The sequence below is a fragment of the Streptomyces sp. NPDC048521 genome, from assembly GCF_043199855.1.
Lineage (GTDB): Bacteria > Actinomycetota > Actinomycetes > Streptomycetales > Streptomycetaceae > Streptomyces.
In genome coordinates this window covers 355859-381495 of sequence record NZ_JBICWR010000002.1, presented here as the reverse complement: position 1 = coordinate 381495, position 25637 = coordinate 355859, and the positions used below count along the sequence as shown (strand labels likewise).

The window sequence follows — 25637 nt, the reverse complement described above, 5'->3', positions numbered from 1 at the left end:
GCTCATGCCCGCGATTCGGCAGGTCGCCGGAGTGCGGGTCGCGCGGGCGGTGCCGGGGCCGTCAGAGCATGAGCTGATCGATGGTGATCGGCAGGGAACGGATCCGGCGCCCCGTGGCGTGGTGGACGGCGTTCGCGATGGCCGCCGCCACACCGACCAGCCCGATCTCCCCGATTCCCTTCGTACCGACAGGCGTGGCCCGGTCCGGGCCGCCGACGAAGATCACCTCCATGTCGGGAACATCGGCGTTGACCGCCACCAGGTAGTCCCCGAAGGTGGCATTGGCGATGCGTCCGGTCCCGGCATCGGTGGCCGTCTCCTCGAACATCGCCTGGCCGATCCCGCCCACCGTGCCGCCGACGATCTGGCTGGTGGCGGTCTTCTCGTTGAGGATGCGCCCGCCGTCGATCGCCGACACCACGCGGGCCACCCGCAGCAGTCCCAGGTCGGGATCGACACGGACCTCGACGAACTTGGCTCCGAAGGCGCCGGCGGTGGCCATCCCCCCTTCGTCGGGCCGGGGAGGCGTGCTGCGGCCGTCGGCGCTCAGTTCCTCCAGGCCATGGCGGACCAGGATGTCCGTGTACGACTCGCCCTGGTCCGGGATCCCGGTGCGGTGGATCCGCCCTGCGTGGACGGAGACATCGTCGAGCGCCGCTCCACGCAGCGGTGAGTCCGGGTCGTCCTTCACCACGTCGAGGAACTCCTGCACGAGACGGCGGCAGGCGGAGTGGACGGCGTTGGCCAACGCGCCGGTGAGACCGGAACCTCCTGCCTGCGGCGCGTAGGGCAGGTCGGAGTCGCCGAGGTCGAAGTGGACGCGGGAGACATCCAGGCCCAGCAGTTCGGCGGACAGCTGCGTGATGATCGTGTAGGTGCCCGTGCCGATGTCGGTGGCCGCGCTGCGCACATCGGCCGACCCGTCGCGGTGGAGCGACGCACGGGCCTGGCACGGCACCTGGTAATTCGGATAGGACACCCCGGCCAGTCCGTAACCGATCAGCCAGCGGCCGTCGCGCATCGAACCCGGCTGAGGACTGCGGTGTGACCAGCCGAACCGCTCCGCTCCCTGCAGATAACACTCCCGGAGGGCCTTGCTGGACCAGGGCAGCCCGAGCAGCGGGTGCTCGTCCGCATAGTTGCGCAGGCGTAGTTCGAGGGGGTCGACGCCGAGTTCGTGGGCGAGCTCGTCGATCGCGGACTCCAGGGCGAAGTTGCCCTGCCCCTCGGCCGGCGCCCGCATGGAACCGGGGCACGGGATGTTCAGCCGCACCTGCCGGTCCCGCGTTCTGACGTTCGGGCAGGCGTAGGAGACGGCCGACCCGGCGGACACGGGCTCGTAGTCGTCGTCCTCCATCGCCACGGGGGAGACCCCCTCGTGCTCGATGACGGTCAGCTCTCCGGCCCGGGTCGCCCCGATCCTGATCTGCTGGACGCTGTAGGGCCGATGCCCGACAGCGGTGAACATCTCGGGCCGGGTGAGCACGAGCTTGACCGGCTTGCCCACCTCGCGTGCGGCGAGCACGGTGAGGATCACATGGGGCCACACACGCAGCCCGGCACCGAAGCCACCCCCGACGTAGGGGGCGAGGACCCGGATGCCGCTCTCGGGGACCTTGAAGACGGCGGCAAGCGTGGCGCGGACGTTGTGGGGCCACTGGGTGGAGTCGTGGACGGTGAGCGAGTCGCCGTTCCAGGCGGCGACCGTGGACATCAGGCCGAGCGGGTTGTTGGTGTTGTCCGGAGTGGTGTAGGTGCCGCCGACGACCACGTCCGCGGCGGCCAGCCCGGCGTCGACGTCGCCCCGGTCGGAGTCGAGCCCCCAGGGGTTGGTGACCACCGTGGCGCGCGGGTCGTGGAGGTCCAGCAGCGGCTCGGCCGGCTCGTAGTCGACGCGCACCAGCGACGCCGCGTGGCGGGCCTGCTCCCACGTGGCGGCCACCACGACGGCGACGTGCTGCCCGTAGTGCAGGATCCGGTCGTCCTGGAGCGGGGCCGGCGGGGACGGACCCAGCAACGTCATCGGCCCGCGCTCCAGCTGCGGCGCCGTCAGGTGGGTGATGACGGCCAGGACGCCCGGTGCGGTTTCCGCCGCGGTGGTGTCGATCCCGCGGATGCGTCCTGCGGCGTTGGTGCTGTGCACCAGGGCGGCGTGCACCATGCCGGGCAGGCGGAAGTCGTTGGGGTAGGGCGCCTTTCCGGTGATCTTCATAGGCGCGTCTACGCGATCCAGGCCGGGACCGACGGCCCTGGCGGCTTCGAGCGTGGTCATTGCTCGGCTCCTGACACGGTTTCGAGGGTGCGGATGAGCGTGCGCTGGGCCAGCTCGATCTTGAACGCCGTGCCGGGCAGTGGACGGGCTCCCGCGAGGGCGGCCCGGGCAGCGGCCAGGAACGTCTCCGCGTTCGCGGGCGCGTCACGCAGTACGTCCTCGGCGCCCCAGGCCCGCCAGGGAACGGTGCCCACTCCGCCGAGCCCCACCCGCGCCTCCCGGATGACGCCGTCCTCCTGCAGCAGTGCCACACCGGCCGAGACCAGCGCGAACTCGTACGAGACCCGGTCGCGGACCTTGATGTAGTGCGAACGCGTACCCCGTGGTGGCAGCGGGATCTCGACCGCGGTGATCAATTCGCCGTGCTGGAGCACGTTCTCGATGTGCGGGGTGTCACCCGGTGGCAGATAGAACCGGGTCAGCGGTACACTACGCGCTCCGATCGCGCCCTGGAGGTGGACGACGGCGTCGAGGGCGGTCAGGGGCACGGCGACATCCGAGGCATGCAGCGCGATGCAGTGGTCGCTGGTGCCCAGGATGGCGTGCATCCGGTGGACCCCGGTGATGGCGGCGCACCCGGACCCAGGGCTGCGCTTGTTGCAGGCGGCCACGGTCGGATCCCGGAAATAGCGGCACCGGGCGCGTTGCAGCAGATTGCCGCCGATCGTGGCCATGTTGCGCAGCTGCGTCGAGGCCCCGAGGAGCAGCGCTTCCCGTACGAACGGCAGCCGGTCCGTCACCACGGGATCGGCGGCGAGCTGCTCCATGGTGGTCAGCGCCCCGACGCGGACCGTCGACTCGGTGTGCGTGATGCCGCCGAGCGGGAGACGGGTGATGTCGACGAGCCGGCTCGGATGCAGCACACCGTCCTTCATCAGGTCCAGCTGCGTGGTGCCACCCGCGAGGTAGGAGGAGCTGGGATCTTCGCTGACCACGGCCACGGCCTGGTCGGAATCGGTGGCCCGCACGTATGCGAAGGGGTGCATCGTCACGCCCCCGCCACCACGTCGCGGATCGCGGCGCGGATGTTCGGGTAGGCGCCGCAGCGGCAGATGTTGCCGCTCATGAACTCGCCGATGGCCTCGTCGGAGGTGGCGCGTCCCTCCGCGATGAGGGAGATCGCCGACATGATCTGGCCCGGGGTGCAGTAACCGCATTGGAACGCGTCGTGCCGGGCGAAAGCCGCCTGCACGGGGTGCGGTTCACCGTTCGGCGACAGGGCTTCGACGGTGGTGATCTTCCGCCCCTCGTACTGGGCGGCCAGCGCCAGGCACGCCACCACGCGTCGTCCGTCGGCCAGCACCGTGCAGGCACCGCAGGCCCCCTGGTCACAGCCCTTCTTCGAGCCTGTCAGACCGAGGTGGTCACGTAGCGCGTCGAGCAGGGTGACCCGGCTGTCGAATCGCAGGTGGTGTTCGGTGTCGTTCACGTCGAGTGTGATGTCCACCTGGGGCGGGGCATCGGCGGAGGACGGCATTGCCGCGGTGTCTGTGTGGTCCATGGCAGCTCGATTCCAGGGCGTGCGGCTGGCTCGGCGCAGAGACTCACGGCCCCCTGAGCCGATCTGGAGTCGATGCTATGCACAGAAAACCTTTTGCGCGATTCATACCGGATCGAGTGAAATGTCGGCATGCCGCACGGCTTCCAGGCCGTACCGGAGGACCGGGCGGGCGCTCCTCGTCGGCTGGTGCGCCCGATTACTATGGTCACTTCACGCCGGTTGGGGGTTGACCGTGACATACAGGGCAAAAGAGCCGTGGGGCCTGGGAAAATGCTGAGAACGGTCACCGCGACCCGCTACGTCGAACCCCTGCGCTCCGGCGGCTCCGTGCCCGGTGTCGTGGAGGCCGACGACCTCGGCACCTACGTCGTGAAGTTCACCGGTTCTGCGCAAGGACACAAGGCGCTGGTCGCCGAGGTGATCGTCGGCGAACTCGCCCGCGCGCTCGGCCTGCGCTTCCCCGAGCTGGTCCTGGTCCACTTCGACCCGGCCGTCGCCGCCGGCGAGCCGCACCAGGAGGTGCGGGAGCTGCACACCGCGAGCGCCGGCGTGAACCTCGGCATGGACTATCTGCCGGGCGCCCGGGACTTCGCCCCGGACATCGCGAAGCTCTTCGAGGTGGACCCGCTGGAGGCCGGCCGGATCGTCTGGCTGGACGCGCTGACCGTCAACGTGGATCGTACGGTCCACAGCTCCAATCTGATGGTCTGGCCCACGCTCGGCACCGCGCCCCCGCGCCTGTGGCTCATCGACCACGGCGCCGCCCTCGTCTTCCACCACCGCTGGGACACCACGACCCCCGGCAAGAAGTACGACTTCCGGCACCACGCACTCGGCCACTACGGCCCCGACGTGCGGGCCGCCGACGCCGCACTGGCGCCCCGGGTGACGGAGGAGCTGCTGCGCGGGATCGTCGCCGAGGTGCCGGACGCCTGGCTGGCCGAGGACGCCGGGTTCGCCACCCCCGACGACGTCCGGGACGCCTACGTCGACTACCTCCTGGCCCGCGTCCGGCTCTCACCCGAGTGGCTGCCCACCGACTTCCCGAGTCGCGAGGAACTGGCGGCCGAGGAGGCCGCCCGCGCGGCGAAGACGCAAGCGGGCCGCCCGGACTGGCTGAAGCGGGTCCCCGACCTGCACGGCAAGCCGGCGGCGGAACAGGATTGGTCGGTGCACCTGGGATGACGGACGTACAGCGGGTCCAGATCGAGTACTGCACCCAGTGCCGCTGGCTGCCCCGCGCGGCCTGGCTGGCGCAGGAGCTGCTCACCACCTTCGAGGCCGAGCTGACCGAGCTGTCGCTCAAGCCCGGCACCGGCGGAGTCTTCGTCGTCCGCGTGAACGACGAGGTGGTGTGGGACCGCCGCGAGCAGGGCTTCCCGGAGCCCACGGCGGTCAAGCGGCTCGTCCGCGACCGGGTGGCACCGGGCAAGCCCCTGGGCCACTCGGACCGGCCGGCCTGAACCAGGACGGCCGGCACGGGGACGGCGTCGGCCTTCACGATCCGGCGGGTCGTCAAGGCCGACGCACATGGTGCCGGGGGGCCGGTTTCAGCCCGCGAGCTGCTCGTACGCCGGCAGGGTGAGGAAGTCGGCGTAGTCCTCGTCGAGGGACACCTTCAGCAGCAGGTCGTGCGCCTGCTGCCAGTGCCCGGCCGCGAAGGCCTCCTCGCCGATCTCCTTGCGGATGCTGTCCAGTTCCTCGGCGGCGACCTTGCGGGCCAGCTCCGGCGTGGCCTTGTCGCCGTTCTCGAACTCCACGCCCGCGTTGATCCACTGCCAGATCTGGGAGCGGGAGATCTCGGCGGTGGCCGCGTCCTCCATCAGGTTGAAGATGGCGACCGCGCCGAGCCCGCGCAGCCAGGCCTCGATGTAACGGATGCCGACCTGGACGGCGTTGACGAGACCGTGGTACGTCGGCTTGGCGTCCAGCGAGTCGATGGCGATCAGGTCGGCCGCTTCGACGTGCACGTCCTCGCGCAGCCGGTCCTTCTGGTTGGGCCTGTCACCGAGGACCTTGTCGAAGGACTCCATGGCGATCGGCACCAGGTCGGGGTGGGCGACCCAGGAACCGTCGAAACCGTCGTTCGCCTCACGGTCCTTGTCGGCGCGGACCTTCTCGAAGGCCACCTTGTTGACCTCGGCGTCCTTGCGGGAGGGGATGAAGGCCGCCATGCCGCCGATCGCGTGGGCGCCGCGCTTGTGGCAGGTGCGGACGAGGAGTTCGGTGTACGCCCGCATGAACGGGGCGGTCATCGTCACCGCGTTGCGGTCCGGGAGGACGAACCTCGCCCCGCCGTCACGGAAGTTCTTCACGATGGAGAACAGGTAGTCCCAGCGGCCGGCGTTCAGGCCCGAGGCGTGGTCGCGGAGTTCGTAGAGGATCTCCTCCATCTCGTACGCGGCTGTGATCGTCTCGATCAGCACCGTGGCGCGGACGGTGCCCTGCGGGATGCCGAGGTATTCCTGCGCGAAGACGAACACGTCGTTCCAGAGCCGGGCCTCGAGGTGCGACTCGGTCTTCGGCAGGTAGAAGTACGGGCCCTTGCCGAGGCCGAGCAGCCGCTGCGCGTTGTGGAAGAAGTACAGGCCGAAGTCGACGAGGGCGCCGGGCACCTGGCGGCCGTCGGCGTCCACGAGGTGGCGCTCGTTCAGGTGCCAGCCGCGCGGGCGCATGACGACGGTCGCCAGCTCCTCGTTCGGGCGCAGGGCGTAGGACTTGCCGGTGCGCTCGTCGGTGAAGTCGATGTTCCGGGTGTAGGCGTCGACCAGGTTGACCTGGCCGAGGACGACGTTCTCCCAGGTGGGCGCGGAGGCGTCCTCGAAGTCGGCGAGCCAGACCTTCGCGCCCGAGTTGAGCGCGTTGATGGTCATCTTGCGGTCGGTCGGGCCGGTGATCTCCACGCGCCGGTCGTTCAGCGCGGCCGGGGCCGGGGCGACCTTCCAGGAGTCGTCCGCACGGACGGCGGCCGTCTCGGGGAGGAAGTCGAGCGTGGAGGTGCGGGCGATCTCGGCGCGGCGCTCGGCCCGGCGGGCGAGGAGTTCGTCACGGCGCGGGGTGAACCGCCGGTGCAGCTCCGCCACGAAGGCGAGCGCCGCGTCCGTGAGGACCTCTTCCTGCCGGGGCAGGGGCTCGGCGTCGACGATGGCCAGCGGGGACGGCGCTGGTGCGGACATGAGCTGTCACTTCCTTCAGCGGTGGCACCGGGTGCCAAGCGGCACGAACAGGGCGATCAGCGCCCCCTGTGCGGACAGGCGCTTCTGAACAGTGGATAGTAGTTTCCTCATCGTGGAACTTCAATGGTTTGTTGATGTCGAGATTCTCTGAGTCGAGGCAAGGTGGCGCCCAGTGCCACCCCGTTCACTCAAGGTGGCTCAGATCGGCCTCGGTGTCGATGTCGTACGGCTCGGCCACGTCCGCGCACTCCACCAGCCGGATCGCCGCCGCGTGCCGCGCCAGGTAGGCGCGTGCCCCGCGGTCTGCAGTGGCAGTGGCCGCGATACCCGCCCAGTGGGCCGCGCCGAAGAGCACCGGATGGCCGCGCGTCCCGTCGTAGGCGGCCGACACCAGCGAATGCTCACCCTCGTACGCGCCGAGCACCCGGGCCACCGCCGCGGGCCCGATACCGGGCTGGTCCACGAGACTCACCAGGGCCGCGCGCGCACCCGTACCGGCGAGCGATGCCAGTCCCGCGCGCAGGGACGACCCCATCCCCTCGGCCCACTCCGGGTTGTCCACGACCACGCAGCCGCTCAGCTCGGCGCGCCGTCTCACCTCGTCCGCCCGGGCGCCCACCACGACGTGGATCCGCCCGCATCCGGCCGCGCGCAGCACACCGACCGCGTGCTCGACCAGGGGCCGCCCCCGGTGCTCCAGCAGCGCCTTGGGCCGCCCGCCGAGCCGTCTGCCGCCGCCGGCGGCGAGCAGCAGCCCGGCGACCTCCCCCCGATGATCCTGGTTGTCCGTCATGGGTCCTGCATACCCGACGGGGGACCGGGCGTCCGGTTTCCGGGCGGCGATTCCGTTGGGCTGAATTTCGGTCCGCGCTGTGGCGCTCCCGCACGGGGTGGCGTTTACTGGCCCGCGCACGACGGCGTGTCAGGGGGAGGGCTGTGTTGCGGAGCTTGGGGCAGAGGCAAGTGACCGGCAGCGACGAGGACCCGAGAGTGACGGAACTGCGGACCGCGGTGTCCCGGCTGCGCCGTGAACTCGCCGCGCACCCGGCGGAGTTCCCCGACCGGGCCATAGCCGAGGACGAACTGGCGGCGCTGGCCGCGATGGCGGCGGGCGGCCCCCCGGAGATCCCCCGCCTGCGCCGCTCGCTGTTACTGATCGCGGGTGCGATCGGCTCGGTCAGCGCGCTGGCGCGGGGCTTGCGGGGCGTGCGTGAGGCGGTGGAGTTGTTCGGGCAACCACCGCGGCAGAGCTGAGTGCGCCGACTCCGCAGCGGGGGAAGTGCGCGAACGACCACGGCGCACCCGCGGTCGCCCACGCACCGCTGACGGTCCCCGCTCAGGCGCCAGAACTCGCCAGCGCCGCGGACAACTCGAGGGCGACCTGCTGGAGCACCGGCACGATCTTCTCCGTCGCCGCTTCCGTGACCCGTCCCGCCGGCCCCGAGATGGAGATCGCGGCCGCCGTCGGGGAGTCCGGGACGGACACCGCGAGGCACCGCACCCCGATCTCCTGTTCGTTGTCGTCGACGGCGTATCCCGCGCGCCGTACGTCCTCCAGCGCGGCCAGGAAGCCCTCGGGCGTGGTGATGGTCTTCTCGGTGGCCGCGGGCATCCCGGTACGAGCCAGCAGTGCCCGCACCTCGTCGTCCGGCACCCCGGCCAGCAGTGCCTTGCCCACCCCGGTCGAGTGGGGCAGCACCCGTCGGCCCACCTCGGTGAACATCCGCATCGAGTGCTTGGACGGCACCTGTGCCACGTACACGATCTCGTCGCCGTCCAGCAGCGCCATGTTCGCCGTCTCGCCGGTCTCCTCCACCAGCCGGGCCAGGTACGGCCGCGCCCAGGTGCCGAGCAGCCGGGACGCGGACTCACCGAGCCGGATCAGCCGCGGTCCGAGCGCGTACCGCCGGTTCGGCTGCTGACGGACGTACCCGCAGGCGACCAGCGTGCGCATCAGCCGGTGGATGGTGGGCAGCGGCAGTCCGCTGGTCGCGGACAGCTCGCTCAGGCCGACCTCGCCGCCCGCGTCCGCCATGCGCTCGAGCAGGTCGAAGGCGCGCTCCAGGGACTGGACCCCGCCTCCGTTGGAGGACTTGGCGGAGTCGGTGGTGCTGGCGCTGGACGTCGGCACGGCGCGTTCCTTTCGGGGCTGGCAGAGGGCAGAAGCCTACCCGGCAGCCGGTTGACTCCCAGCTTGTGCGTAGCTACGTTCTGCCTGCTGGAATTCTAATTCCGCTTTGTGGAAACGTCCAGGGTGGGTGCGGGTGGTGTCCCACCCGGAAGTGTGCCTCTTGACGGAGGAGGAGCGGGAGTGAAGACTCCTTCAACAGAACGTTGAAATCCGTTACGTGGGAGTAAATCCCGTTTCCTGGGCGTAAACGGCGGTACAGAGAGGGGTTCGGGTGTCCGAGGCTGAACTGGTGCTGCGCTCGAGGCGCGTCATCACTCCGGAAGGCACGCGGGCCGCCACGGTCACCGTGTCCGCCGGGAAGATCACGGCCGTTCTGCCGTACGACGCCGAGGTCCCGGCCACGGCCCGGCTGGAGGACGTCGGCGACCACGTCCTGCTGCCCGGCCTGGTCGACACCCACGTGCACGTCAACGACCCGGGCCGCACCGAGTGGGAGGGCTTCTGGACCGCCACGCGCGCGGCGGCGGCCGGCGGCATCACCACCCTGGTCGACATGCCGCTCAACTCCCTGCCGCCGACCACGACCGTGCCGCACCTGCGGGTGAAACAGGAGGTCGCCGCCGGCAAGGCGCACATCGACGTCGGCTTCTGGGGCGGCGCCCTGCCCGACAACGTCAAGGACCTGCGCCCGCTGCACGACGCCGGCGTCTTCGGCTTCAAGGCCTTCCTGTCCCCGTCCGGCGTGGACGAGTTCCCGCACCTCGACCAGGACCAGCTCGCCCAGTCCATGGCGGAGATCGCCGGATTCGGCGGACTGCTGATCGTGCACGCGGAGGACCCGCACCACCTGGCCGCCGCCCCGCAGCACGGCGGCCCGAAGTACGCCGACTTCCTCGCCTCCCGCCCGCGCGACGCCGAGGACACGGCGATCGCGGGCCTCATCGCGCAGGCCCGCCGGCTGCACGCGCGCGTGCACGTGCTGCACCTGTCCTCCAGCGACGCGCTGCCACTGATCCGCGCCGCCCGCGCCGAGGGCGTCCGCGTCACCGTCGAGACCTGCCCGCACTACCTCACCCTCACGGCCGAGGAGGTCCCGGACGGCGCCAGCGAGTTCAAGTGCTGCCCGCCCATCCGCGAGGCCGCCAACCAGGACCTGCTCTGGCAGGCCCTCACCGACGGCACCATCGACTGCGTGGTCACCGACCACTCGCCCTCCACCGCCGACCTCAAGACCGACGACTTCGCCACCGCGTGGGGCGGCATCTCCGGCCTCCAGCTGAGCCTGTCGGCGGTGTGGACCGAGGCCCGCGAGCGCGGCCACGCACTGGAGGACGTCGTGCGCTGGATGTCCACGCGGACCGCCGCCCTGGTCGGCCTGCGCCAGAAGGGCGCCATCGAGGCCGGCCGCGACGCCGACTTCGCCGTCCTCGCCCCCGACGAGACCTTCACCGTCGACCCGGCCGGCCTCCAGCACCGCAACCGGGTCACCGCGTACGCCGGCAAGACCCTGTACGGCGTCGTCAAGTCCACCTGGCTCCGCGGTGAGCGCATCGTCGCCGACGGCGCGTTCACCGAGCCGAAGGGCACGCTGCTCAGCCGCCCCCGGTGAGCCACCCCAGCACCGGCCGACCTCAGAAAGGAACCCCTGATCTCCGTGACGGCGACACCAAGCTTCACCGGCGACGCGAACCCCTACCGAGGCGGCGACCCGTACGCGGACTACCGCACCGCCGACTTCCCCTTCACCCAGTACGCCAACCTCGCCGACCGGCAGCTCGGCGCCGGTGTCATCGCCGCCAACGACGAGTTCTTCGCCCAGCGCGAGAACCTGCTGGTCCCCGAGCCCGCCGAGTTCGACCCCGAGCACTTCGGGCACAAGGGCAAGATCATGGACGGCTGGGAGACCCGCCGCCGGCGCGGAGCCTTTGCCGAGCACCCCTGGCCGGCCGCCGAGGACCACGACTGGGCGCTCGTCCGGCTCGGCGCACCCGGCGTGATCCGCGGGATCGTCGTCGACACCGCCCACTTCCGCGGCAACTACCCGCAGGCCGTCTCCATCGAGGGCACCTCAGTACCCGGCTCCCCCTCACCGGAGGAACTGCTGGGCGACGACGTGAAGTGGACGACCCTCGTCCCGCGCACCCCGGTCGGCGGCCACGCGGCGAACGGCTTCGCCGTCTCGGCCGAGCAGCGCTTCACGCACCTGCGGATCAACCAGCACCCCGACGGGGGCATCGCCCGCCTGCGCGTGTACGGCGAGGTCGTCCCGGACCCGAAGTGGCTGCAGGTGCTCGGCACCTTCGACGTGGTCGCCCTGGAGAACGGCGGCCAGGTCGAGGACGCCTCCAACCTCTTCTACTCCCCGGCCACCAACACCATCCAGCCGGGCCGCTCCCGCAAGATGGACGACGGCTGGGAGACCCGCCGCCGCCGCGACCAGGGCAACGACTGGATCCGCTACCGGCTGGTGTCCCAGTCCCAGATCCGCGCGATCGAGATCGACACCGCCTACCTGAAGGGCAACAGCGCCGGCTGGGCCTCGGTCTCCGTGAAGGACGGGGAGGACGGCGACTGGACCGAGATACTGCCGCGCACCCGCCTCCAGCCCGACACCGATCACCGCTTCGTCCTGCCGCGGCCGGCCGTCGGCACGCACGCGCGTGTCGACATCTTCCCCGACGGCGGCATCTCCCGCCTGCGCCTGTTCGGCTCCCTGACCGAGGAGGGCGCGACCCGGCTCGCGACCCGCCACCAGGAACTGGGCGGCTGACCGACCCTCACGCGCGCGTGGGGCGCCCCGGCCGGACAGCACCGGGGCGCCCCACGTGTCACTCGCACCGACCCAGTTCCCCAGGCCCGGAACTCTTTCGTCCGCCTCCCGCGTTCTTCTCCACGTGACCCTTCAGCAAGAGATCGTCGGCAACGCCATGCAGATGGCGGTCGTCAACCTGCACCCCGGCCAGACCGTGTACTGCGAAGCCGGGAAGTTCCTGTTCAAGACCACGAACGTGACCATGGAGACGCGGCTGTCCGGCCCGTCGGGCAACGGCGGGCAGCAGCAGAACGGCTCGGGCGGCGGCATGGGCGGCCTGCTGCGTCAGGCCATGGGCACCGCCATGCAGGTCGGCCAGCGCATGCTCGCGGGCGAGTCGCTGGCCTTCCAGTACTTCACCGCCCAGGGCGGTGAGGGCACGGTCGGTTTCGCCGGCGTGCTCCCCGGCGAGATGCGCGCCCTCGAGCTGGACGGCACGCGCGCGTGGTTCGCGGAGAAGGACGCCTTCGTGGCCGCCGAGTCCACCGTCGACTTCGGCATCGCCTTCGCCGGCGGCCGCACCGGCATGAGCGGCGGCGAGGGCTTCATCCTGGAGAAGTTCACCGGGCACGGCACGGTGATCATCGCCGGCGCGGGCAACTTCATCGACCTGAACCCGGCGGACTTCGGCGGCCGCATCGAGGTCGACACCGGCTGCGTGGTCGCCTTCGAGGAGGGCATCCAGTACGGCGTGCAGCGCGTCGGCGGCCTCAACCGGCAGGGGATCATGAACGCCGTGTTCGGCGGTGAGGGCCTGTCCCTGGCCACCCTGGAGGGCAACGGCCGGGTGATCCTGCAGTCCCTCACCATCGAGAGCCTCGCCAACGCCCTGAAGAAGGCCCAGGGCGGCGACAAGCAGGGCCCGACCGGCGGACTGTTCTCCACCCACGCCGGCTGAATCGATACGTTGCGGGTGCGTGCGGGGTCCGAGCTGATGACAGCGGACCCCGCACCCCGGAAGAGGGCACCCGCCACGGAAAAGCTGGTCTGCACCGTCTTCGTCACCCTCGACGGCGTCCACCAGGCGCCCGGCGGACCTCAGCAGTCGAAGTCGATGAGCTTGAACGTCGCGTAGTGGTCGGACGTGTAGTAGTCCTCCTCGTACCGCTCACCGGTGACGATGCGGCGTGCGCCGCGCGTGGGGGAGCCCGGCGTGATCACGGTGTATTCGTGGTAGTAGCCGGACGCCTGGCTGGGCAGGACGCCTTCGCGGTTCGAGAAGACGGTGCCGTCCTGCGAGTACGGGAACGGGCCGCCCTGCTCGATCAGGTCGAGCGTGTCGTACGCCTGGGAGGGCAGGGCGCTGTGGCAGATGCTGCCGACCGCGGCGTTCGCCGTGGTGGCGGAGACGGTGCCACCCACGAGGAGGGCGGACAGGAGTGTGGCTGCGGCGCCGATCCGTGCGGCGCTGTGGGGGATTCGCATGCCCTCATGGTGACGCGCGTAGAGCATGGCATGTCAACGACAACTTCGGAGTTTTCGCCGTCAAGTCCGATGTCTTTTCGGGAAGTTGACCTGGCCGGCCGACGGCTCCATGGGTTCTCCACAGGCCGTTCACCGGCGCGCCACCGGCGGCGCCACGGCGGCGCACGCACTCAGCCGGGCCCCTGGCTCCCCGCGGCGGCGAACAGCGCGAACGCGAGCACCACCAGCGCGACGCCGGCGTAGACCCCGTAGCCGTCGAGGAAACCGATCCGCTGTACGAGCCCCACCTGCCAGTGCGTGAACTCGTGCACCAGGGCCAGCGCGCCCTGTACCAGGGCGAGGAATCCGAGACCGCGAGCGCGAGGTCGCCGTCGCCGTCGGCCGTGGTCTCGCCACCGCCCAGATCGCCGCCGAACTCTTCATGAGCGTGGCCACCGTCAAGACCCGCGTCTCCCGCATCCTCGCCAAGCTCGGCCTCGGCAACCGGGTCCAGATCGCCCTGCCGGCGTACGACGCGGGACTGCTGGAGGACGGGCACTGAGCGGCCGCCCCGGGCGTTGTCCCGGTACCGGGATGCGCCCGGGCAGCCTCGGGGGATTGCGGAGGGGGAGCGATGGACAGGCAACGGGTGGTCGATCTGCGGGAGTTCGGAGACACGTTGCGCCGCGATCCCCATCGGGTGTACGCCCGCCTGCGCGAGCAGGGCCCCGTGCACCGGGTCCGGCTGCCGTCGGCGGACGAGGGCTACGAGACCTGGCTGGTCGTGGGGTACGAAGAGGCGCGCGCGGCCCTCGCCTACCCCCGGCTGGCCAAGGACGGCGCCAAGATCGGCGCGACCTTCCTGGACGAGCAGATGATCGGCAAGCACCTGCTGGCCACCGACCCGCCTCAGCACACCCGCCTGCGCGGACTCGTCACGCGCGCGTTCACGATGCGCCGGGTGGAGCAGCTGCGCCCCCGGATCCAGCAGATCACCGACGACCTGCTGGACGAGATGCTGCCGCGCGGCCGCGGCGACCTCATCGACTCGCTCGCCTTCCCGCTGCCCATCACCGTCATCTGCGAACTCCTCGGCGTCCCGGACATGGACCGCGCGGAGTTCCGGAAGATGTCCACCGAGGTGGTCGCACCGACCGACGGGGACACGGAGTACGACGCGGTCGTCCGCCTCGCCGCGTACCTCACCGAGCTGATCGAGGACAAGCGGTGCGCCGGACCCACCGACGACCTGCTGAGCGACCTGATCCGCACCACCGCCGAGGGCGGCGACCTGCTCTCCCCGCAGGAACTGCGCGGCATGGCCTACCTGCTGCTCATCGCGGGCCACGAGACCACCGTCAACCTCATCGGCAACGGCGTCCTCGCCCTCCTCACCCACCCGGAACAACTCGCCGCCCTGCGCGCCGACATGGGCCTCCTGGACGGCGCCGTCGAGGAGATGCTGCGCTACGAGGGCCCGGTGCAGAGCGCCACGTTCCGGTACGCCGCCGAGCCCCTGGAGATCGCCGGCACGGTCATCGAGCAGGGTGAACACGTGGTGGTCGGCCTCACCGCCGCCCAGCGCGACGGCGGCCGGTACAGCGACCCGCACCGGTTCGACATCCGCCGTGACACCCGCGGTCACCTGGCGTTCGGCCACGGCATCCACTACTGCCTGGGGGCACCCCTAACCCGTCTGGAGGGCCGGCCGTATCGCCGTCGGCACCCTCCTGGAGCGCGCCCCCGGTCTCGCCCTCGACGGCGCGCCGGGCGAGTGGCTGCCGGGCCTGCTGATGAGAGGGATGCGCAGCCTTCCGGTGCGCTGGTGAGCGGCCCGGGGAGTCAGGCGTACGACGGCCCCGCCCGGTCCGGGACCTCCGCCAGCGCCACCGGCCGCCGCTCCCGGCGGGAGATCTCGCAGGCCTCGGCGACCCGCAGTGCCTGCAGCGCCTCCCGGCCGTCGCACGGGTTGGGCCGCTCGCCGCGCACCACCTCCACGAAGGCGGCCAGCTCGGCCTCGTAGGCGGGCCCGAACCGCTCCAGGAAGCCCGGCCAGGGCTTGTCCGCGGGCGGTGGCCCGGTCGGCTCGGTGGACGCCAGCGGCGTACGGTCGTCCAGTCCCACCACCACCGTGTCCCGCTCCCCGGCCAGCTCCATGCGCACGTCGTAGCCCGCGCCGTTCAGCCGGGTCGCCGTCGCCGACGCCAGGGTGCCGTCGTCCAGCGTGAGCAGCGCCGCGCCCGTGTCGACGTCACCGGCCTCGCGGAACATCGCGGGACCGGTGTCGGAGCCGGTGGCGTACACCTCGGCCACCTCGCGGCCCGTCACCCAGCGCAGCACGTCGAAGTCGTGGATCAGCGTGTCCCGGAAGAGCCCGCCGGACAGCGGCAGCCACTCGGCCGGGGGAGGGGACTGGTCGCAGGTCAGGGCCCGTACGGTGTGCAGCCGCCCGAGCCGTCCCGTGCGCACCGCCTCGCGGGCGCCGGCATAGCCCGCGTCGAACCGCCGCTGGAAGCCCATCTGCAGCACCGTCCCGGCCGTCTCGACCTCGGCGAGCGCCTGCAGCGTGCCCGGCAGATCGAGGGCGATCGGCTTCTCGCAGAAGACCGGCAGACCCGAGCGGGCTGCCCGGCCGATCAGCTCGGCGTGGGCCGCCGTCGCCGCGGTGATCACCACCGCGTCCACGCCCCACGTGAAGACCTCGTCCACCCCCGGCGCCGCCGTCTCGCCCAGCCGGTGCGCCAGCTCCTGCGCCCGCGCCGGGTCCGCGTCCGTCAGGATCAGGGATCCGACCTCGCGGTGGCGGCTGAGCGTCCGTGCGTGAATGGTGCCGATGCGGCCCGTACCGATGACGCCGATGCGCATGGAAACAAAGTGAGGGCGGACCCCGCACGCTGTCAATGCGTATGTCCGGACAACCGGACTACACGACTTCCCGTCAACCCGTCACGGGGATACGCTCGGGCCCGTGCCGAAACCAGATGTGGACCCGACCGTGTCGCTCGACCTCCGCGTGGACCGTAGCTCCCCGGTACCGCTGTACTTCCAGCTCTCCCAGCAGCTGGAGGCCGCCATCGAGCGCGGCAGCCTCACTCCGGGCAGCCTGCTGGGCAACGAGATCGAGCTGGCCGCGCGGCTCGGCCTGTCCCGGCCGACCGTCCGCCAGGCCATCCAGTCGCTCGTCGACAAAGGGCTCCTCGTCCGCCGCCGGGGCGTCGGCACCCAGGTCGTGCACAGCCAGGTCAAGCGCCCCCTGGAACTGAGCAGCCTCTACGACGACCTGGAGGCGGCAGGCCAGCGCCCCGCGACCAAGGTCCTGGTCAACACCGTCGTCCCCGCCTCCGCCGAGGTCGCCGCGGCGCTCGCGGTCGCCGAGGGCAGCGACGTCCACCGCATCGAGCGCCTGCGCCTCGCGCACGGCGAGCCGATGGCCTACCTGATCAACCACCTGCCGCCCGGCCTGCTCGACCTGGACACCGTCCAGCTGGAGGCCACCGGCCTGTACCGGCTGATGCGCTCCGCCGGGATCACCCTGCACAGCGCCCGCCAGTCCATCGGCGCCCGCGGCGCCACGCCCGCCGAGGCCGAGCGGCTCGCCGAGGCGGAGGGCGCCCCGCTGCTCACCATGCAGCGCACCACCTTCGACGACACCGGTCGCGCGGTCGAGTTCGGCGACCACACCTACCGTCCGACGCGCTACTCCTTCGAGTTCCAGCTGCTCGTACGTCCGTGACGTCACCCCGGCATTCGTCGCAATGTCCGGACAATGAGACCGTCATGAGGTCCCCGGTCGTGTCACGGGTGTTCCCTGTGTTCGATACTGAAGTGTTTGGGGCAGGTGAGGTCACCGCCGGGACACGCCGACGGTGAGGTCGCCCGCCCCTTGCGCACGTCGGAGCAGAGCAAGAGCACAGCAAGAAGGGCACGGCCTCGTGGCACGGTTTCGGACCTGGGTAGGCATAGCGCTGGCGGGGGCACTCTCCGTGACGTCCTTGTCGTTGGCCGGGTGCAGCAGCACCGGCGGGAAACGGGCCGAGGACGCCCGCAAGGCCGCCGCCGCCCAGGGCAGGGCGGCGGTGAACACGCCCCGCTGGACCTTCGCGATGATCACGCACTCGGGAGACGGCGACACCTTCTGGGACATCGTGCAGAGCGGTGCCGAGCAGGCCGCCGTCAAGGACAACATCAAGTTCCTGTACTCGCACGACGACGAGGCCCAGCAGCAGGCGCAGCTGGTGGACGCGGCCGTGGACAAGAAGGTCGACGGCATCATCGTCACCCTCGCCAAGCCGGACGCCATGAAGGCCGCCGTGGCACGCGCGGAGAAGGCCGGCATCCCCGTGATCACGGTCAACTCCGGCTCCGAGGAGTCCAAGGACTTCGGCGCCCTCACCCACATCGGCCAGGACGAGACCATCGCCGGTGCGGCCGTGGGCGACGAGCTGAACAAGCGCGGCAAGAAGAAGGCCCTGTGCGTCCTGCACGAGCAGGGCAACGTCGGCCACGAGCAGCGCTGCGACGGCGTCGCCAAGACCTTCCGCGGCACGCTGCGGAAGCTCTACGTCAACGGCACCAACATGCCCGACGTGCAGTCCGCGATCGAGGCCAAGCTCCAGGCCGACACGTCCCTCGACGCCGTCGTCACCCTCGGCGCTCCCTACGCCGACACCGCCGTGAAGGCGAAGACGGACGCGGGCAGCAAGGCCGAGATCGACACCTTCGACCTCAACGCCAAGGTCGCGGCCTCGCTGAAGGACGGCACCCTCGGCTTCGCCGTGGACCAGCAGCCGTACCTCCAGGGCTACCAGGCGGTCGACCTGCTGTGGCTGTACAAGTACAACGGCGACGTCCTCGGCGGCGGCGAGCCGGTGCTGACCGGACCGCAGATCATCACCAAGGACCAGGCGTCCGCGCTGGCCGAGTACACCGAGCGGGGCACCCGATGAGCGCCACGACGGAACCGACCGCCGACGGGACCGCTCCCGGGGCAGCCGACGGGGCCGCCCCTGAGACAGCCGGCGCGACGACGGACGAAAGGGTTCTGCGGACCTCGCCGCTGCGCAAGCTGCTCGCCCGCCCGGAACTCGGCTCGGTCGTCGGCGCGCTCGCGGTCTTCGTCTTCTTCGCCTTCGCCGCCGACGGCTTCCTGCGCGCCACCAGCCTCAGCACGGTCCTGTACGCGTCCTCGACCATCGGCATCATGGCCGTACCCGTGGCCCTGCTGATGATCGGCGGCGAGTTCGACCTGTCGGCGGGCGTGCTGGTGACGTCGTCCGCGCTGATCTCCTCGATGTTCAGCTACCAGATGACGGCGAACACCTGGGTCGGCGTGGGCGTGTCCCTGCTGGCCACCCTGGCCGTCGGCGCCTTCAACGGCTTCATGCTCACCCGCACCAAGCTGCCCAGCTTCATCATCACGCTGGGTACCTTCCTGATGCTGACGGGCATGAACCTCGGCTTCACCAAGCTGATCGACGACACGGTCTCCACCAAGTCCATCGCCGACATGGAGGGCTTCCCGAGCGCGCGCGACGTCTTCGCCTCGACGATCACCGTCGGCGGCGTCGACTTCAAGGTCACCATCCTGTGGTGGCTGGGTCTGGTCGCCCTCGCCTCCTGGATCCTGCTGCGCACCCGCGCCGGCAACTGGATCTTCGCCGTCGGCGGCAACGAGGACGCGGCCCGCGCGGTCGGCGTCCCGGTCGCCAAGACCAAGATCGGCCTCTACATGGGCGTCGCCTTCGGCGCCTGGATCTCCGGCCAGCACCTGCTCTTCTCCTTCGACGCCGTCCAGTCCGGCGAGGGCGTCGGCAACGAGCTGATCTACATCATCGCTGCCGTCATCGGCGGCTGCCTCATCACCGGTGGCTACGGCAGCGCCATCGGCTCGGCCGTCGGCGCCCTGCTGTTCGGCATGACCAGCAAGGGCATCGTCTTCGCCGAGTGGAACCCCGACTGGTTCAAGTTCTTCCTCGGAGCGATGCTGCTCCTCGCGACCCTGCTCAACGCCTGGGTCCGCAAGCGCGCGGAGGCGACGACATGACGCAGACCGAGACGCGTACGGCCCTGGTGGAGCTGTCCGGCGTCAGCAAGCACTACGGCAACGTCCGGGCCCTGGAGGGCGTCTCCCTGGAGGTCCACGCGGGCGAGATCACCTGCGTCCTCGGCGACAACGGCGCGGGCAAGTCGACGCTGATCAAGATCGTCGCCGGTCTGCACCAGCACGACGGCGGCACCCTGTGCATCGAGGGCGAGGAGACCCGCCTCGCCTCCCCGCGCGAGGCCCTGGACCGGGGCATCGCCACGGTCTACCAGGACCTCGCGGTCGTCCCCCTCATGCCGGTCTGGCGCAACTTCTTCCTCGGCTCCGAGCCCCGCAAGGGCGTGGGCCCCTTCAAGCGCCTCGACATCGACCTCATGCGCCGCACCACCCGCGAGGCCCTGCTCCGCATGGGCATCGACCTCCGGGACGTCGACCAGCCCATCGGCACCCTCTCCGGCGGCGAACGCCAGTGCGTGGCGATCGCCCGGGCGGTCCACTTCGGCGCGAAGGTCCTGGTCCTGGACGAGCCGACGGCCGCACTGGGCGTGAAGCAGTCCGGTGTGGTGCTCAAATATGTGGCCGCGGCACGCGACGAGGGACTGGGCGTTGTTTTGATCACCCACAACCCACACCACGCGTACCTGGTCGGCGACCGATTCGTGCTCCTGCGCCGGGGCACGATGGTGGGCCATCACACACGGGACGAGATCACACTGGACGAGCTGACCCAGCAGATGGCGGGCGGGGCCGACCTGGACGCCCTGGTCCACGAACTGCAGCGCACCTGAAGGGGCGCGGGGCCGTGCCGAGCAGCGGCTCCGCCGCGGGGCGCGATCGACCGGAACGGACCCGCACCGGGCGGCGATCGCGCGCCTCTTCCCCCCTGCCCCGCGCAGCACCCACCGTGAGCGTGCGGCAGAATCGAGCCCGATGAGCACCTACCGCGACCTCACGGCCCCCATCGGCTCCCGCCGAGCCCCCGTCCTGCGAACGGTCGGTACCCGGGAACGCCGGTCACATCTGACTGCCCCCCGTGTCCCCACCGTCGGCATCGACATCGGCGGCACCAAGGTCATGGCGGGCGTCGTGGACGCCGACGGCAACATCCTGGAGAAGCTCCGCACGGAGACCCCGGACAAGTCCAAGAGCCCCAAGGTCGTCGAGGACACCATCGTCGAACTGGTCCTGGACCTGTCCGACCGGCACGACGTGCACGCGGTCGGCATCGGCGCGGCCGGCTGGGTCGACGCCGACCGCAACCGCGTGCTGTTCGCCCCCCACCTGTCCTGGCGCAACGAACCCCTCAGGGACCGCCTCGCCAGCCGGCTGTCCGTGCCGGTCCTCGTGGACAACGACGCCAACACCGCCGCCTGGGCCGAGTGGCGCTTCGGCGCCGGCCGCGGCGAGGACCACCTCGTCATGATCACCCTCGGTACCGGCATCGGCGGCGCCATCCTGGAGGACGGCCAGGTCAAGCGAGGCAAGTTCGGCGTCGCCGGCGAGTTCGGCCATATGCAGGTCGTGCCCGGCGGCCACCGCTGCCCGTGCGGCAACCGCGGCTGCTGGGAGCAGTACAGCTCCGGCAACGCACTGGTTCGCGAGGCCAGGGAGCTGGCCGCCGCCGACTCCCCGGTCGCCTACGGGATCATCGAGCACGTCAAGGGCAACATCGGTGACATCACCGGCCCGCTGATCACCGAACTGGCCCGTGAGGGCGACGCCATGTGCGTGGAACTCCTCCAGGACATCGGCCAGTGGCTCGGCGTCGGCATCGCCAACCTCGCCGCCGCCCTCGACCCGTCCTGCTTCGTGATCGGCGGAGGCGTCAGCGCCGCCGACGACCTGCTCATCGGCCCCGCCCGGGACGCCTTCAAGCGCCACCTCACCGGCCGCGGCTACCGCCCCGAGGCCCGCATCACCCGCGCCCAGCTCGGCCCCGAGGCCGGCATGGTGGGCGCCGCCGACCTGGCCCGGCTGGTCGCCCGCCGCTTCCGCCGGGCCAAGCGGCGCCGGGTGGAGCGGTACGAGCGCTACGAGCGGTACGCCCAGGCCCGCCGCGACCGGGACACCGCATGACCCCGTCCCTTCCCCACCAGGGCGGCCCGCCGGACGAGCCGGGGCCGCCCGCGGAGGACCCGCGCCACAAGGCCAAGCGCCGGGCGCTCACCCTGCTGATCATCGTCCTGCTCATCGGCGTCCCGGCCGGCTACCTGGTGATCTCCGCGAACCAGAGCCGCAACAGCGGCAAGGACAAGGAGGCGAAGTACTCCGCGACCGGCCTCACCCCCGGCTGGCCGTCGAAGGTGCAGCGCCGCCTCTACCAGGTGACCGTCCCGCACCCCGCCGACCGCATCGCCTACTACGAGACGAACAACTGGAAGACCAGCCGCCTGTACGTGCAGTTCCGCACCAACGCGGCCGGTCTCGACAGCTTCCTGGGAGCCATGGGCGTGCGCCGGGACCAGCTGGAGAAGGACGACATCACCATCAGCGACCGCGACCAGCAGGTCTCCGGCTGGCAGTTCACCGGCCCCGGCCCCTGGTCCGGCCTCACCCATGCGCAGAAGAACCCGGCGCCCACCCAGGACGTGGTCGTGAACCTGTCCGACCCGGACTTTCCGATGGTGTACGTCGTCTCCCGCACGGTGCCGTGATCACTGCCCTGGTCACCGGCCCCGGCTGGTCCCCGGAGCCGATTGTCGGACCCCGCCCGTAGAGTCGAAGACGTCTGATCCGACGCACGGGCGGGAGGTGGCAGGACGTATGAGCGGGGGCACGGCCGCGGTGGCCGAGCGCACGGGAGTTTCCGGGCGGACCGGGAACCCGGTCCCGGTGCGCCTCGCGTCCGTCTACCTGCCCGCACCCCTCCCGCGTGAGGGCCGCATCGCCTTCTGGGACCCCGACGGCGGCCCCCTGCCCGCCGACGGCGACACCGGAGCCGACCTCGCCGAGCTGACGGTCGTACGACGCCACGGTCCCGGTGTGCGCCGCCGGCAGGTGCCCGCGCTCACCCTGCCGCTCGCCGAGGCCCTGCCGCTGCTGGTCCGGGCCCGGCGCGACCCGGCCGCCCACCCGGCCACGGCCTGCTGGGGCGCCGCCGCCCTGCACGCCCTGCGCCTGGTCGCCCGCGGCCGCCTGCTGCCGGGCCTGACCCCGAGCGGCCACGACGCCTGGCGGGCCGGCCCGCTGGAACCCGACGACATCGCCCACCTGCGCGCGATCGCCGCCGCCCTGCCCCCGGAGGGCCACGCCGTGCCCCTGCCGGACCCCGGCCCGCTCCGGCTGCCCGAGCCGGAGGCGTTGATCCGCTCCTTCCTGGACGCGGTCGCCGACACCCTGCCCCGCACCCCCGCGGCCCCGTACACCTCCGGCCGGCCCTTCGCCGCCCGCGAGCCCCAAGCCCTGCCGCAGGCCCACGAGTGGGCGGCCGAGGTCGCCGCCGGGATGGACGCGGGCGTGCGGATCTCGCTGCGCCTCGACCTGTCCGCGTACGACGTCTTCGACGCCGGCGCGAGCGAAGGCGCGCATGCCGCGGGGGCGGCGATCGTGCAGGTGCACAGCCTCGCCGACCCCACCCTGGTGGCCGACGCGGCCGCCCTGTGGGCGGGGGAGGCCGACACGGCGTTCGGGCCCCGCGCGCGCGTGGACGCGGCCCTCGCCGTCCGGCGCGCGGCCCGCGTGTGGCCGCCCCTGGACCGGCTCGCCGAACAGGACGTACCCGACGTCCTCGCCCTGTCCGAGGAGGAGCTGGCCGAGCTGCTCGGCGTCGCGGCCGCCAGGCTCGCCGCCGCCGGGGTGGCCGTGCACTGGCCCCGGGACCTCGCCCGAGACCTGACGGCCGCCGCGGTGGTCCGCCCGGCACCCGGCTCGGCCACCGACGGCACCGGCTTCTTCGAGAGCGAGGACCTGCTCCAGTTCCGCTGGCAGCTGGCGCTCGGCGGGGAACCGCTCAGCGAGGCCGAGATGGACGCGCTCGCCGAGGCCCACCGGCCCGTCGTACGGCTCCGGGACCGCTGGGTCCTCGTCGACCCTGCCCTCGTCCGCAAGGCCCGCAAGCGCGAACTCGGCCTGCTCGACCCGGTCGACGCCCTGTCCGTGGCGCTCACCGGCACCGCCGAGGTCGACGGCGAGACCGTCGACGCCGTCCCCGTCGGCGCCCTGGCCGCCCTGCGCGACCGCCTCACGGCGGGCCTCCGCCCCGCCGACCCGCCGGCCGGCCTGAACGCCACCCTGCGCGACTACCAGCTGCGCGGCCTCGCCTGGCTGGACCTGATGACCACCCTCGGCCTCGGCGGCTGCCTCGCCGACGACATGGGCCTCGGCAAGACGATCACGCTCATCGCCCTCCACCTGAAGCGGGCCCGCACCGAGCCGACCCTCGTCGTCTGCCCGGCATCCCTCCTCGGCAACTGGCAGCGGGAGATCACCCGGTTCGCGCCCGGCGTGCCCGTCCGCCGCTTCCACGGCCCCGACCGCACCCTGGACGGCCTTCAGGGCGGCTTCGTCCTCACCACCTACGGAACCATGCGCTCGGCCGCGGGCCGCCTCGCCGAGCAGCCCTGGGGCATGGTCGTCGCCGACGAGGCCCAGCACGTGAAGAACCCCTACTCGGCCACCGCCAAGGCACTGCGCACCATCCCGGCACCCGCGCGCGTGGCGCTCACCGGCACCCCGGTGGAGAACAACCTCTCCGAACTGTGGGCCCTGCTCGACTGGACCACCCCCGGACTCCTCGGCCCGCTGAAGTCCTTCCGCGCCCGGCACGCCCGCGCGGTGGAGAACGGCGAGGACGAGGAGGCGGTGGAGCGCCTGGCCCGGCTGGTCCGGCCTTTCCTGCTGCGCCGCAAGAAGTCCGATCCCGGTATCGTCCCCGAGCTGCCGCCCAAGACCGAGACGGACCACCCGGTGCCGCTCACCCGGGAACAGGCCGCGCTGTACGAGGCGGTGGTGCGCGAGTCCATGCTGGCCATCGAGACCTCCGAGGGCTTCGCCCGCCGCGGCCTGGTCCTCAAGCTCCTCGGCGCTCTGAAGCAGATCTGCGACCACCCGGCGCTGTACCTGAAGGAGGAGACACACGCCCACGACCGCCTGTCCGCCCGCTCCGGCAAACTCGCCCTCCTCGACGAGCTGTTGGACACCCTGCTCGCCGAGGACGGCTCGGCGCTCGTCTTCACCCAGTACGTCGGCATGGCCCGCCTCATCACCGCCCATCTGTCCGCCCGCGCGATCCCCGTGGACCTCCTGCACGGCGGCACACCGGTCCCGGAGCGCGAGCGCATGGTCGACCGCTTCCAGGACGGCCGGACCCCGGTCCTGGTGCTGTCCCTGAAGGCCGCGGGCACCGGCCTGAACCTCACCCGCGCCGGCCACGTCGTCCACTTCGACCGCTGGTGGAACCCGGCCGTCGAGGAACAGGCCACCGACCGCGCCTACCGCATCGGCCAGACCCAGCCCGTCCAGGTCCACCGCCTGGTCACCGAGGGCACGGTCGAGGACCGCATCGCCGAGATGCTGACCGCCAAGCGCGCGCTGGCCGACGCCATCCTCGGTTCCGGCGAGGCTGCCCTCACCGAACTGACGGACCGTGAACTGTCCGACCTCGTCTCGCTGCGGAGGACGACGTGACGACCGGCGAACAGCGCCCGGGTGATGCCGCCCGCCGGGCCCTGCGGGCGGCACGGGAACGCGCGCAGTCCGAACGAGAAGCCACGGCCCGGACGACACCGGGCCCTGCGGGCGGCACGGCCCCGACGGCGCGGGGTGCGGCGGAAAGCGTGGCTGGGACGGCGCGGGATGCGGTGGGAGGTACGGCCTCGACGGCGGAGGGCGCGGTGGGGGGCGTGGCGGGGACGGCGCAGGGTGGGGCGGGCGGCGTGGCTCGGACGGTGGGAGGTACGGCCCCGACGGCGCAGGGGGCAGCGGGCGGCACGGCCCCGACGTCGGAGGGTGCAGCGGGAGGTGTGGCACGGACGGCGCCGGGTGTGGCCGCGGCAGAGGGCGCGGTTTCCGACACGGCTCAGGCACCGCAAGGCCCTGCCGGGGACGGGACGGAACGCTCCGGCGGCACCGGTCCGAACCCCCGCGCCGCGGCGCGAGCGGCGCTCAGGGCCGCCGTCTCGGCACGCCGGGGTGACGCCGAAGCGTCGGCGGCCACCGTTGCGGTACCGCCCGCCGACGCCACCGCTCCGACACCGGACGAAGCTCCGGAAAAGACCTCCCGTCAAGCGCCGGAGGCCGGATCCACCGAGGCTGCGCGCGGTCGCAGGCCCGGTGACGCGGCCCGGGAGGCGCTCCGCGC

At 71.8% G+C, this 25637-nt stretch carries 22 protein-coding genes and 2 pseudogenes; 15 read left to right on the top strand and 9 right to left on the bottom strand.

The genetic code is table 11. The annotated features are described in order from the left end of the window. Nucleotides 1-61: 61 nt before the first annotated feature. From ACGFRF_RS06160 to ACGFRF_RS06150, 3 genes are read right to left on the bottom strand one after another with little or no spacing between them, the layout of a single operon-like run. Nucleotides 62-2272 (bottom strand): xanthine dehydrogenase family protein molybdopterin-binding subunit, encoded by a 2211-nt coding sequence (locus tag ACGFRF_RS06160; protein WP_393737406.1) that lies wholly within the window; start codon nt 2270-2272, stop codon nt 62-64. After that, nucleotides 2269-3258, bottom strand: a complete 990-nt coding sequence (locus ACGFRF_RS06155; RefSeq protein ID WP_393737680.1) for an FAD binding domain-containing protein — start codon at nt 3256-3258, stop codon at nt 2269-2271. Before ACGFRF_RS06155 ends, ACGFRF_RS06160 begins: the two co-directional genes overlap by 4 nt. Before the next feature lie 2 nt (nt 3259-3260). Beyond that, nucleotides 3261-3773 carry a (2Fe-2S)-binding protein gene (locus ACGFRF_RS06150; protein WP_393737405.1) on the bottom strand — a complete coding sequence of 171 codons (513 nt, stop codon included), beginning with the start codon at nt 3771-3773 and terminating at the stop codon, nt 3261-3263. 270 nt (nt 3774-4043) lie between these two features. Here ACGFRF_RS06150 and ACGFRF_RS06145 point away from each other — a divergent pair, with 270 nt between their 5' ends. Both ACGFRF_RS06145 and ACGFRF_RS06140 read left to right on the top strand, forming a co-directional pair. After that, the gene (locus ACGFRF_RS06145) at nt 4044-4958 is read left to right on the top strand and encodes a HipA family kinase (protein ID WP_393737404.1); all 915 of its coding nucleotides are present in this window, start codon (nt 4044-4046) and stop codon (nt 4956-4958) included. Further along, nucleotides 4955-5236: a SelT/SelW/SelH family protein gene (locus ACGFRF_RS06140; protein WP_393737403.1), complete on the top strand. Its 282-nt coding sequence runs from the start codon at nt 4955-4957 to the stop codon at nt 5234-5236. Before ACGFRF_RS06145 ends, ACGFRF_RS06140 begins: the two co-directional genes overlap by 4 nt. 87 nt (nt 5237-5323) lie before the next feature. Here ACGFRF_RS06140 and aceB read toward each other — a convergent pair whose 3' ends face one another. Next, the gene (gene aceB, locus ACGFRF_RS06135) at nt 5324-6949 is read right to left on the bottom strand and encodes a malate synthase A (RefSeq protein WP_393737402.1); all 1626 of its coding nucleotides are present in this window, start codon (nt 6947-6949) and stop codon (nt 5324-5326) included. Nucleotides 6950-7133: 184 nt separating this feature from the next. Next, entirely contained in the window at nt 7134-7742 is a 609-nt protein-coding gene (locus ACGFRF_RS06130; RefSeq protein ID WP_393737401.1) for an NTP transferase domain-containing protein, read from the bottom strand. Between the two features lie 143 nt (nt 7743-7885). Here ACGFRF_RS06130 and ACGFRF_RS06125 point away from each other — a divergent pair, with 143 nt between their 5' ends. Further along, the gene (locus ACGFRF_RS06125) at nt 7886-8203 is read left to right on the top strand and encodes a DUF5955 family protein (RefSeq protein ID WP_393737400.1); all 318 of its coding nucleotides are present in this window, start codon (nt 7886-7888) and stop codon (nt 8201-8203) included. 82 nt (nt 8204-8285) lie between these two features. On the opposite strand, the gene ACGFRF_RS06120 is transcribed toward ACGFRF_RS06125, so the two are convergent. Continuing rightward, nucleotides 8286-9080 carry an IclR family transcriptional regulator gene (locus ACGFRF_RS06120; protein ID WP_393737399.1) on the bottom strand — a complete coding sequence of 265 codons (795 nt, stop codon included), beginning with the start codon at nt 9078-9080 and terminating at the stop codon, nt 8286-8288. A gap of 271 nt (nt 9081-9351) precedes the next feature. On the opposite strand from ACGFRF_RS06120, the gene allB reads away from it, so the two are divergent. From allB to ACGFRF_RS06105, 3 genes are all read left to right on the top strand, one after another. Beyond that, nucleotides 9352-10689, top strand: coding sequence for an allantoinase AllB (allB, locus tag ACGFRF_RS06115; protein ID WP_393737398.1), 1338 nt, complete (start codon nt 9352-9354; stop codon nt 10687-10689). Between the two features lie 45 nt (nt 10690-10734). After that, a complete protein-coding gene (gene alc / locus ACGFRF_RS06110) occupies nt 10735-11850 on the top strand; it encodes an allantoicase (RefSeq protein ID WP_393737397.1) in 1116 nt (371 codons plus the stop codon). 124 nt (nt 11851-11974) lie between these two features. After that, entirely contained in the window at nt 11975-12790 is an 816-nt protein-coding gene (locus tag ACGFRF_RS06105; protein ID WP_393737396.1) for an AIM24 family protein, read from the top strand. Between the two features lie 140 nt (nt 12791-12930). Here the strand turns inward: ACGFRF_RS06105 and ACGFRF_RS06100 are convergent, their stop codons facing one another. Then, the gene (locus ACGFRF_RS06100) at nt 12931-13317 is read right to left on the bottom strand and encodes a ribonuclease domain-containing protein (RefSeq protein WP_393737395.1); all 387 of its coding nucleotides are present in this window, start codon (nt 13315-13317) and stop codon (nt 12931-12933) included. A gap of 170 nt (nt 13318-13487) precedes the next feature. Beyond that, nucleotides 13488-13628 (bottom strand): hypothetical protein, encoded by a 141-nt coding sequence (locus ACGFRF_RS06095; RefSeq protein WP_393737394.1) that lies wholly within the window; start codon nt 13626-13628, stop codon nt 13488-13490. Between the two features lie 32 nt (nt 13629-13660). Here ACGFRF_RS06095 and ACGFRF_RS06090 point away from each other — a divergent pair. Then, nucleotides 13661-13858: pseudogene (locus tag ACGFRF_RS06090) on the top strand (response regulator transcription factor); the annotation flags it as partial. Nucleotides 13859-13930: 72 nt separating this feature from the next. Further along, nucleotides 13931-15125 (top strand): annotated as a pseudogene (locus ACGFRF_RS06085) (cytochrome P450). A 13-nt stretch (nt 15126-15138) separates the two neighbouring features. Here ACGFRF_RS06085 and ACGFRF_RS06080 read toward each other — a convergent pair. After that, entirely contained in the window at nt 15139-16161 is a 1023-nt protein-coding gene (locus ACGFRF_RS06080; protein ID WP_393737393.1) for a Gfo/Idh/MocA family oxidoreductase, read from the bottom strand. Between the two features lie 130 nt (nt 16162-16291). On the opposite strand from ACGFRF_RS06080, the gene ACGFRF_RS06075 reads away from it, so the two are divergent. The 7 genes from ACGFRF_RS06075 to ACGFRF_RS06045 all read left to right on the top strand — a co-directional run bounded on the left by ACGFRF_RS06075 (nt 16292) and on the right by ACGFRF_RS06045 (nt 24964). Then, on the top strand, nt 16292-17029 hold the full coding sequence (locus ACGFRF_RS06075; protein ID WP_393737679.1) for a GntR family transcriptional regulator: 738 nt from the start codon (nt 16292-16294) through the stop codon (nt 17027-17029). A 199-nt stretch (nt 17030-17228) separates the two neighbouring features. Then, nucleotides 17229-18242 carry a sugar ABC transporter substrate-binding protein gene (locus ACGFRF_RS06070; protein WP_393737392.1) on the top strand — a complete coding sequence of 338 codons (1014 nt, stop codon included), beginning with the start codon at nt 17229-17231 and terminating at the stop codon, nt 18240-18242. Further along, nucleotides 18239-19339 carry an ABC transporter permease gene (locus ACGFRF_RS06065; RefSeq protein WP_393737391.1) on the top strand — a complete coding sequence of 367 codons (1101 nt, stop codon included), beginning with the start codon at nt 18239-18241 and terminating at the stop codon, nt 19337-19339. Before ACGFRF_RS06070 ends, ACGFRF_RS06065 begins: the two co-directional genes overlap by 4 nt. Then, nucleotides 19336-20127: an ATP-binding cassette domain-containing protein gene (locus tag ACGFRF_RS06060; RefSeq protein ID WP_393737390.1), complete on the top strand. Its 792-nt coding sequence runs from the start codon at nt 19336-19338 to the stop codon at nt 20125-20127. Before ACGFRF_RS06065 ends, ACGFRF_RS06060 begins: the two co-directional genes overlap by 4 nt. 142 nt (nt 20128-20269) lie before the next feature. Next, nucleotides 20270-21415: an ROK family glucokinase gene (locus ACGFRF_RS06055; RefSeq protein ID WP_393737389.1), complete on the top strand. Its 1146-nt coding sequence runs from the start codon at nt 20270-20272 to the stop codon at nt 21413-21415. Continuing rightward, a complete protein-coding gene (locus ACGFRF_RS06050) occupies nt 21412-21993 on the top strand; it encodes a sugar kinase (protein WP_393737388.1) in 582 nt (193 codons plus the stop codon). The genes ACGFRF_RS06055 and ACGFRF_RS06050 overlap by 4 nt, the downstream gene beginning before the upstream one ends. Nucleotides 21994-22102: 109 nt before the next feature. Continuing rightward, on the top strand, nt 22103-24964 hold the full coding sequence (locus ACGFRF_RS06045; RefSeq protein WP_393737387.1) for an SNF2-related protein: 2862 nt from the start codon (nt 22103-22105) through the stop codon (nt 24962-24964). Nucleotides 24965-25637: the final 673 nt, after the last annotated feature.

Coding starts and splice junctions, on each gene's coding strand:
- ACGFRF_RS06160 (WP_393737406.1), bottom strand. CDS start 2,272: ATGACCACGCTCGAAGCCGCCAGGGCCGTCGGTCCCGGCCTGGATCGC.
- ACGFRF_RS06155 (WP_393737680.1), bottom strand. CDS start 3,258: ATGCACCCCTTCGCATACGTGCGGGCCACCGATTCCGACCAGGCCGTG.
- ACGFRF_RS06150 (WP_393737405.1), bottom strand. CDS start 3,773: ATGGACCACACAGACACCGCGGCAATGCCGTCCTCCGCCGATGCCCCG.
- ACGFRF_RS06145 (WP_393737404.1), top strand. CDS start 4,044: ATGCTGAGAACGGTCACCGCGACCCGCTACGTCGAACCCCTGCGCTCC.
- ACGFRF_RS06140 (WP_393737403.1), top strand. CDS start 4,955: ATGACGGACGTACAGCGGGTCCAGATCGAGTACTGCACCCAGTGCCGC.
- aceB (WP_393737402.1), bottom strand. CDS start 6,949: ATGTCCGCACCAGCGCCGTCCCCGCTGGCCATCGTCGACGCCGAGCCC.
- ACGFRF_RS06130 (WP_393737401.1), bottom strand. CDS start 7,742: ATGACGGACAACCAGGATCATCGGGGGGAGGTCGCCGGGCTGCTGCTC.
- ACGFRF_RS06100 (WP_393737395.1), bottom strand. CDS start 13,317: ATGCGAATCCCCCACAGCGCCGCACGGATCGGCGCCGCAGCCACACTC.
- ACGFRF_RS06080 (WP_393737393.1), bottom strand. CDS start 16,161: ATGCGCATCGGCGTCATCGGTACGGGCCGCATCGGCACCATTCACGCA.
- ACGFRF_RS06065 (WP_393737391.1), top strand. CDS start 18,239: ATGAGCGCCACGACGGAACCGACCGCCGACGGGACCGCTCCCGGGGCA.
- ACGFRF_RS06060 (WP_393737390.1), top strand. CDS start 19,336: ATGACGCAGACCGAGACGCGTACGGCCCTGGTGGAGCTGTCCGGCGTC.
- ACGFRF_RS06055 (WP_393737389.1), top strand. CDS start 20,270: ATGAGCACCTACCGCGACCTCACGGCCCCCATCGGCTCCCGCCGAGCC.
- ACGFRF_RS06050 (WP_393737388.1), top strand. CDS start 21,412: ATGACCCCGTCCCTTCCCCACCAGGGCGGCCCGCCGGACGAGCCGGGG.
- ACGFRF_RS06045 (WP_393737387.1), top strand. CDS start 22,103: ATGAGCGGGGGCACGGCCGCGGTGGCCGAGCGCACGGGAGTTTCCGGG.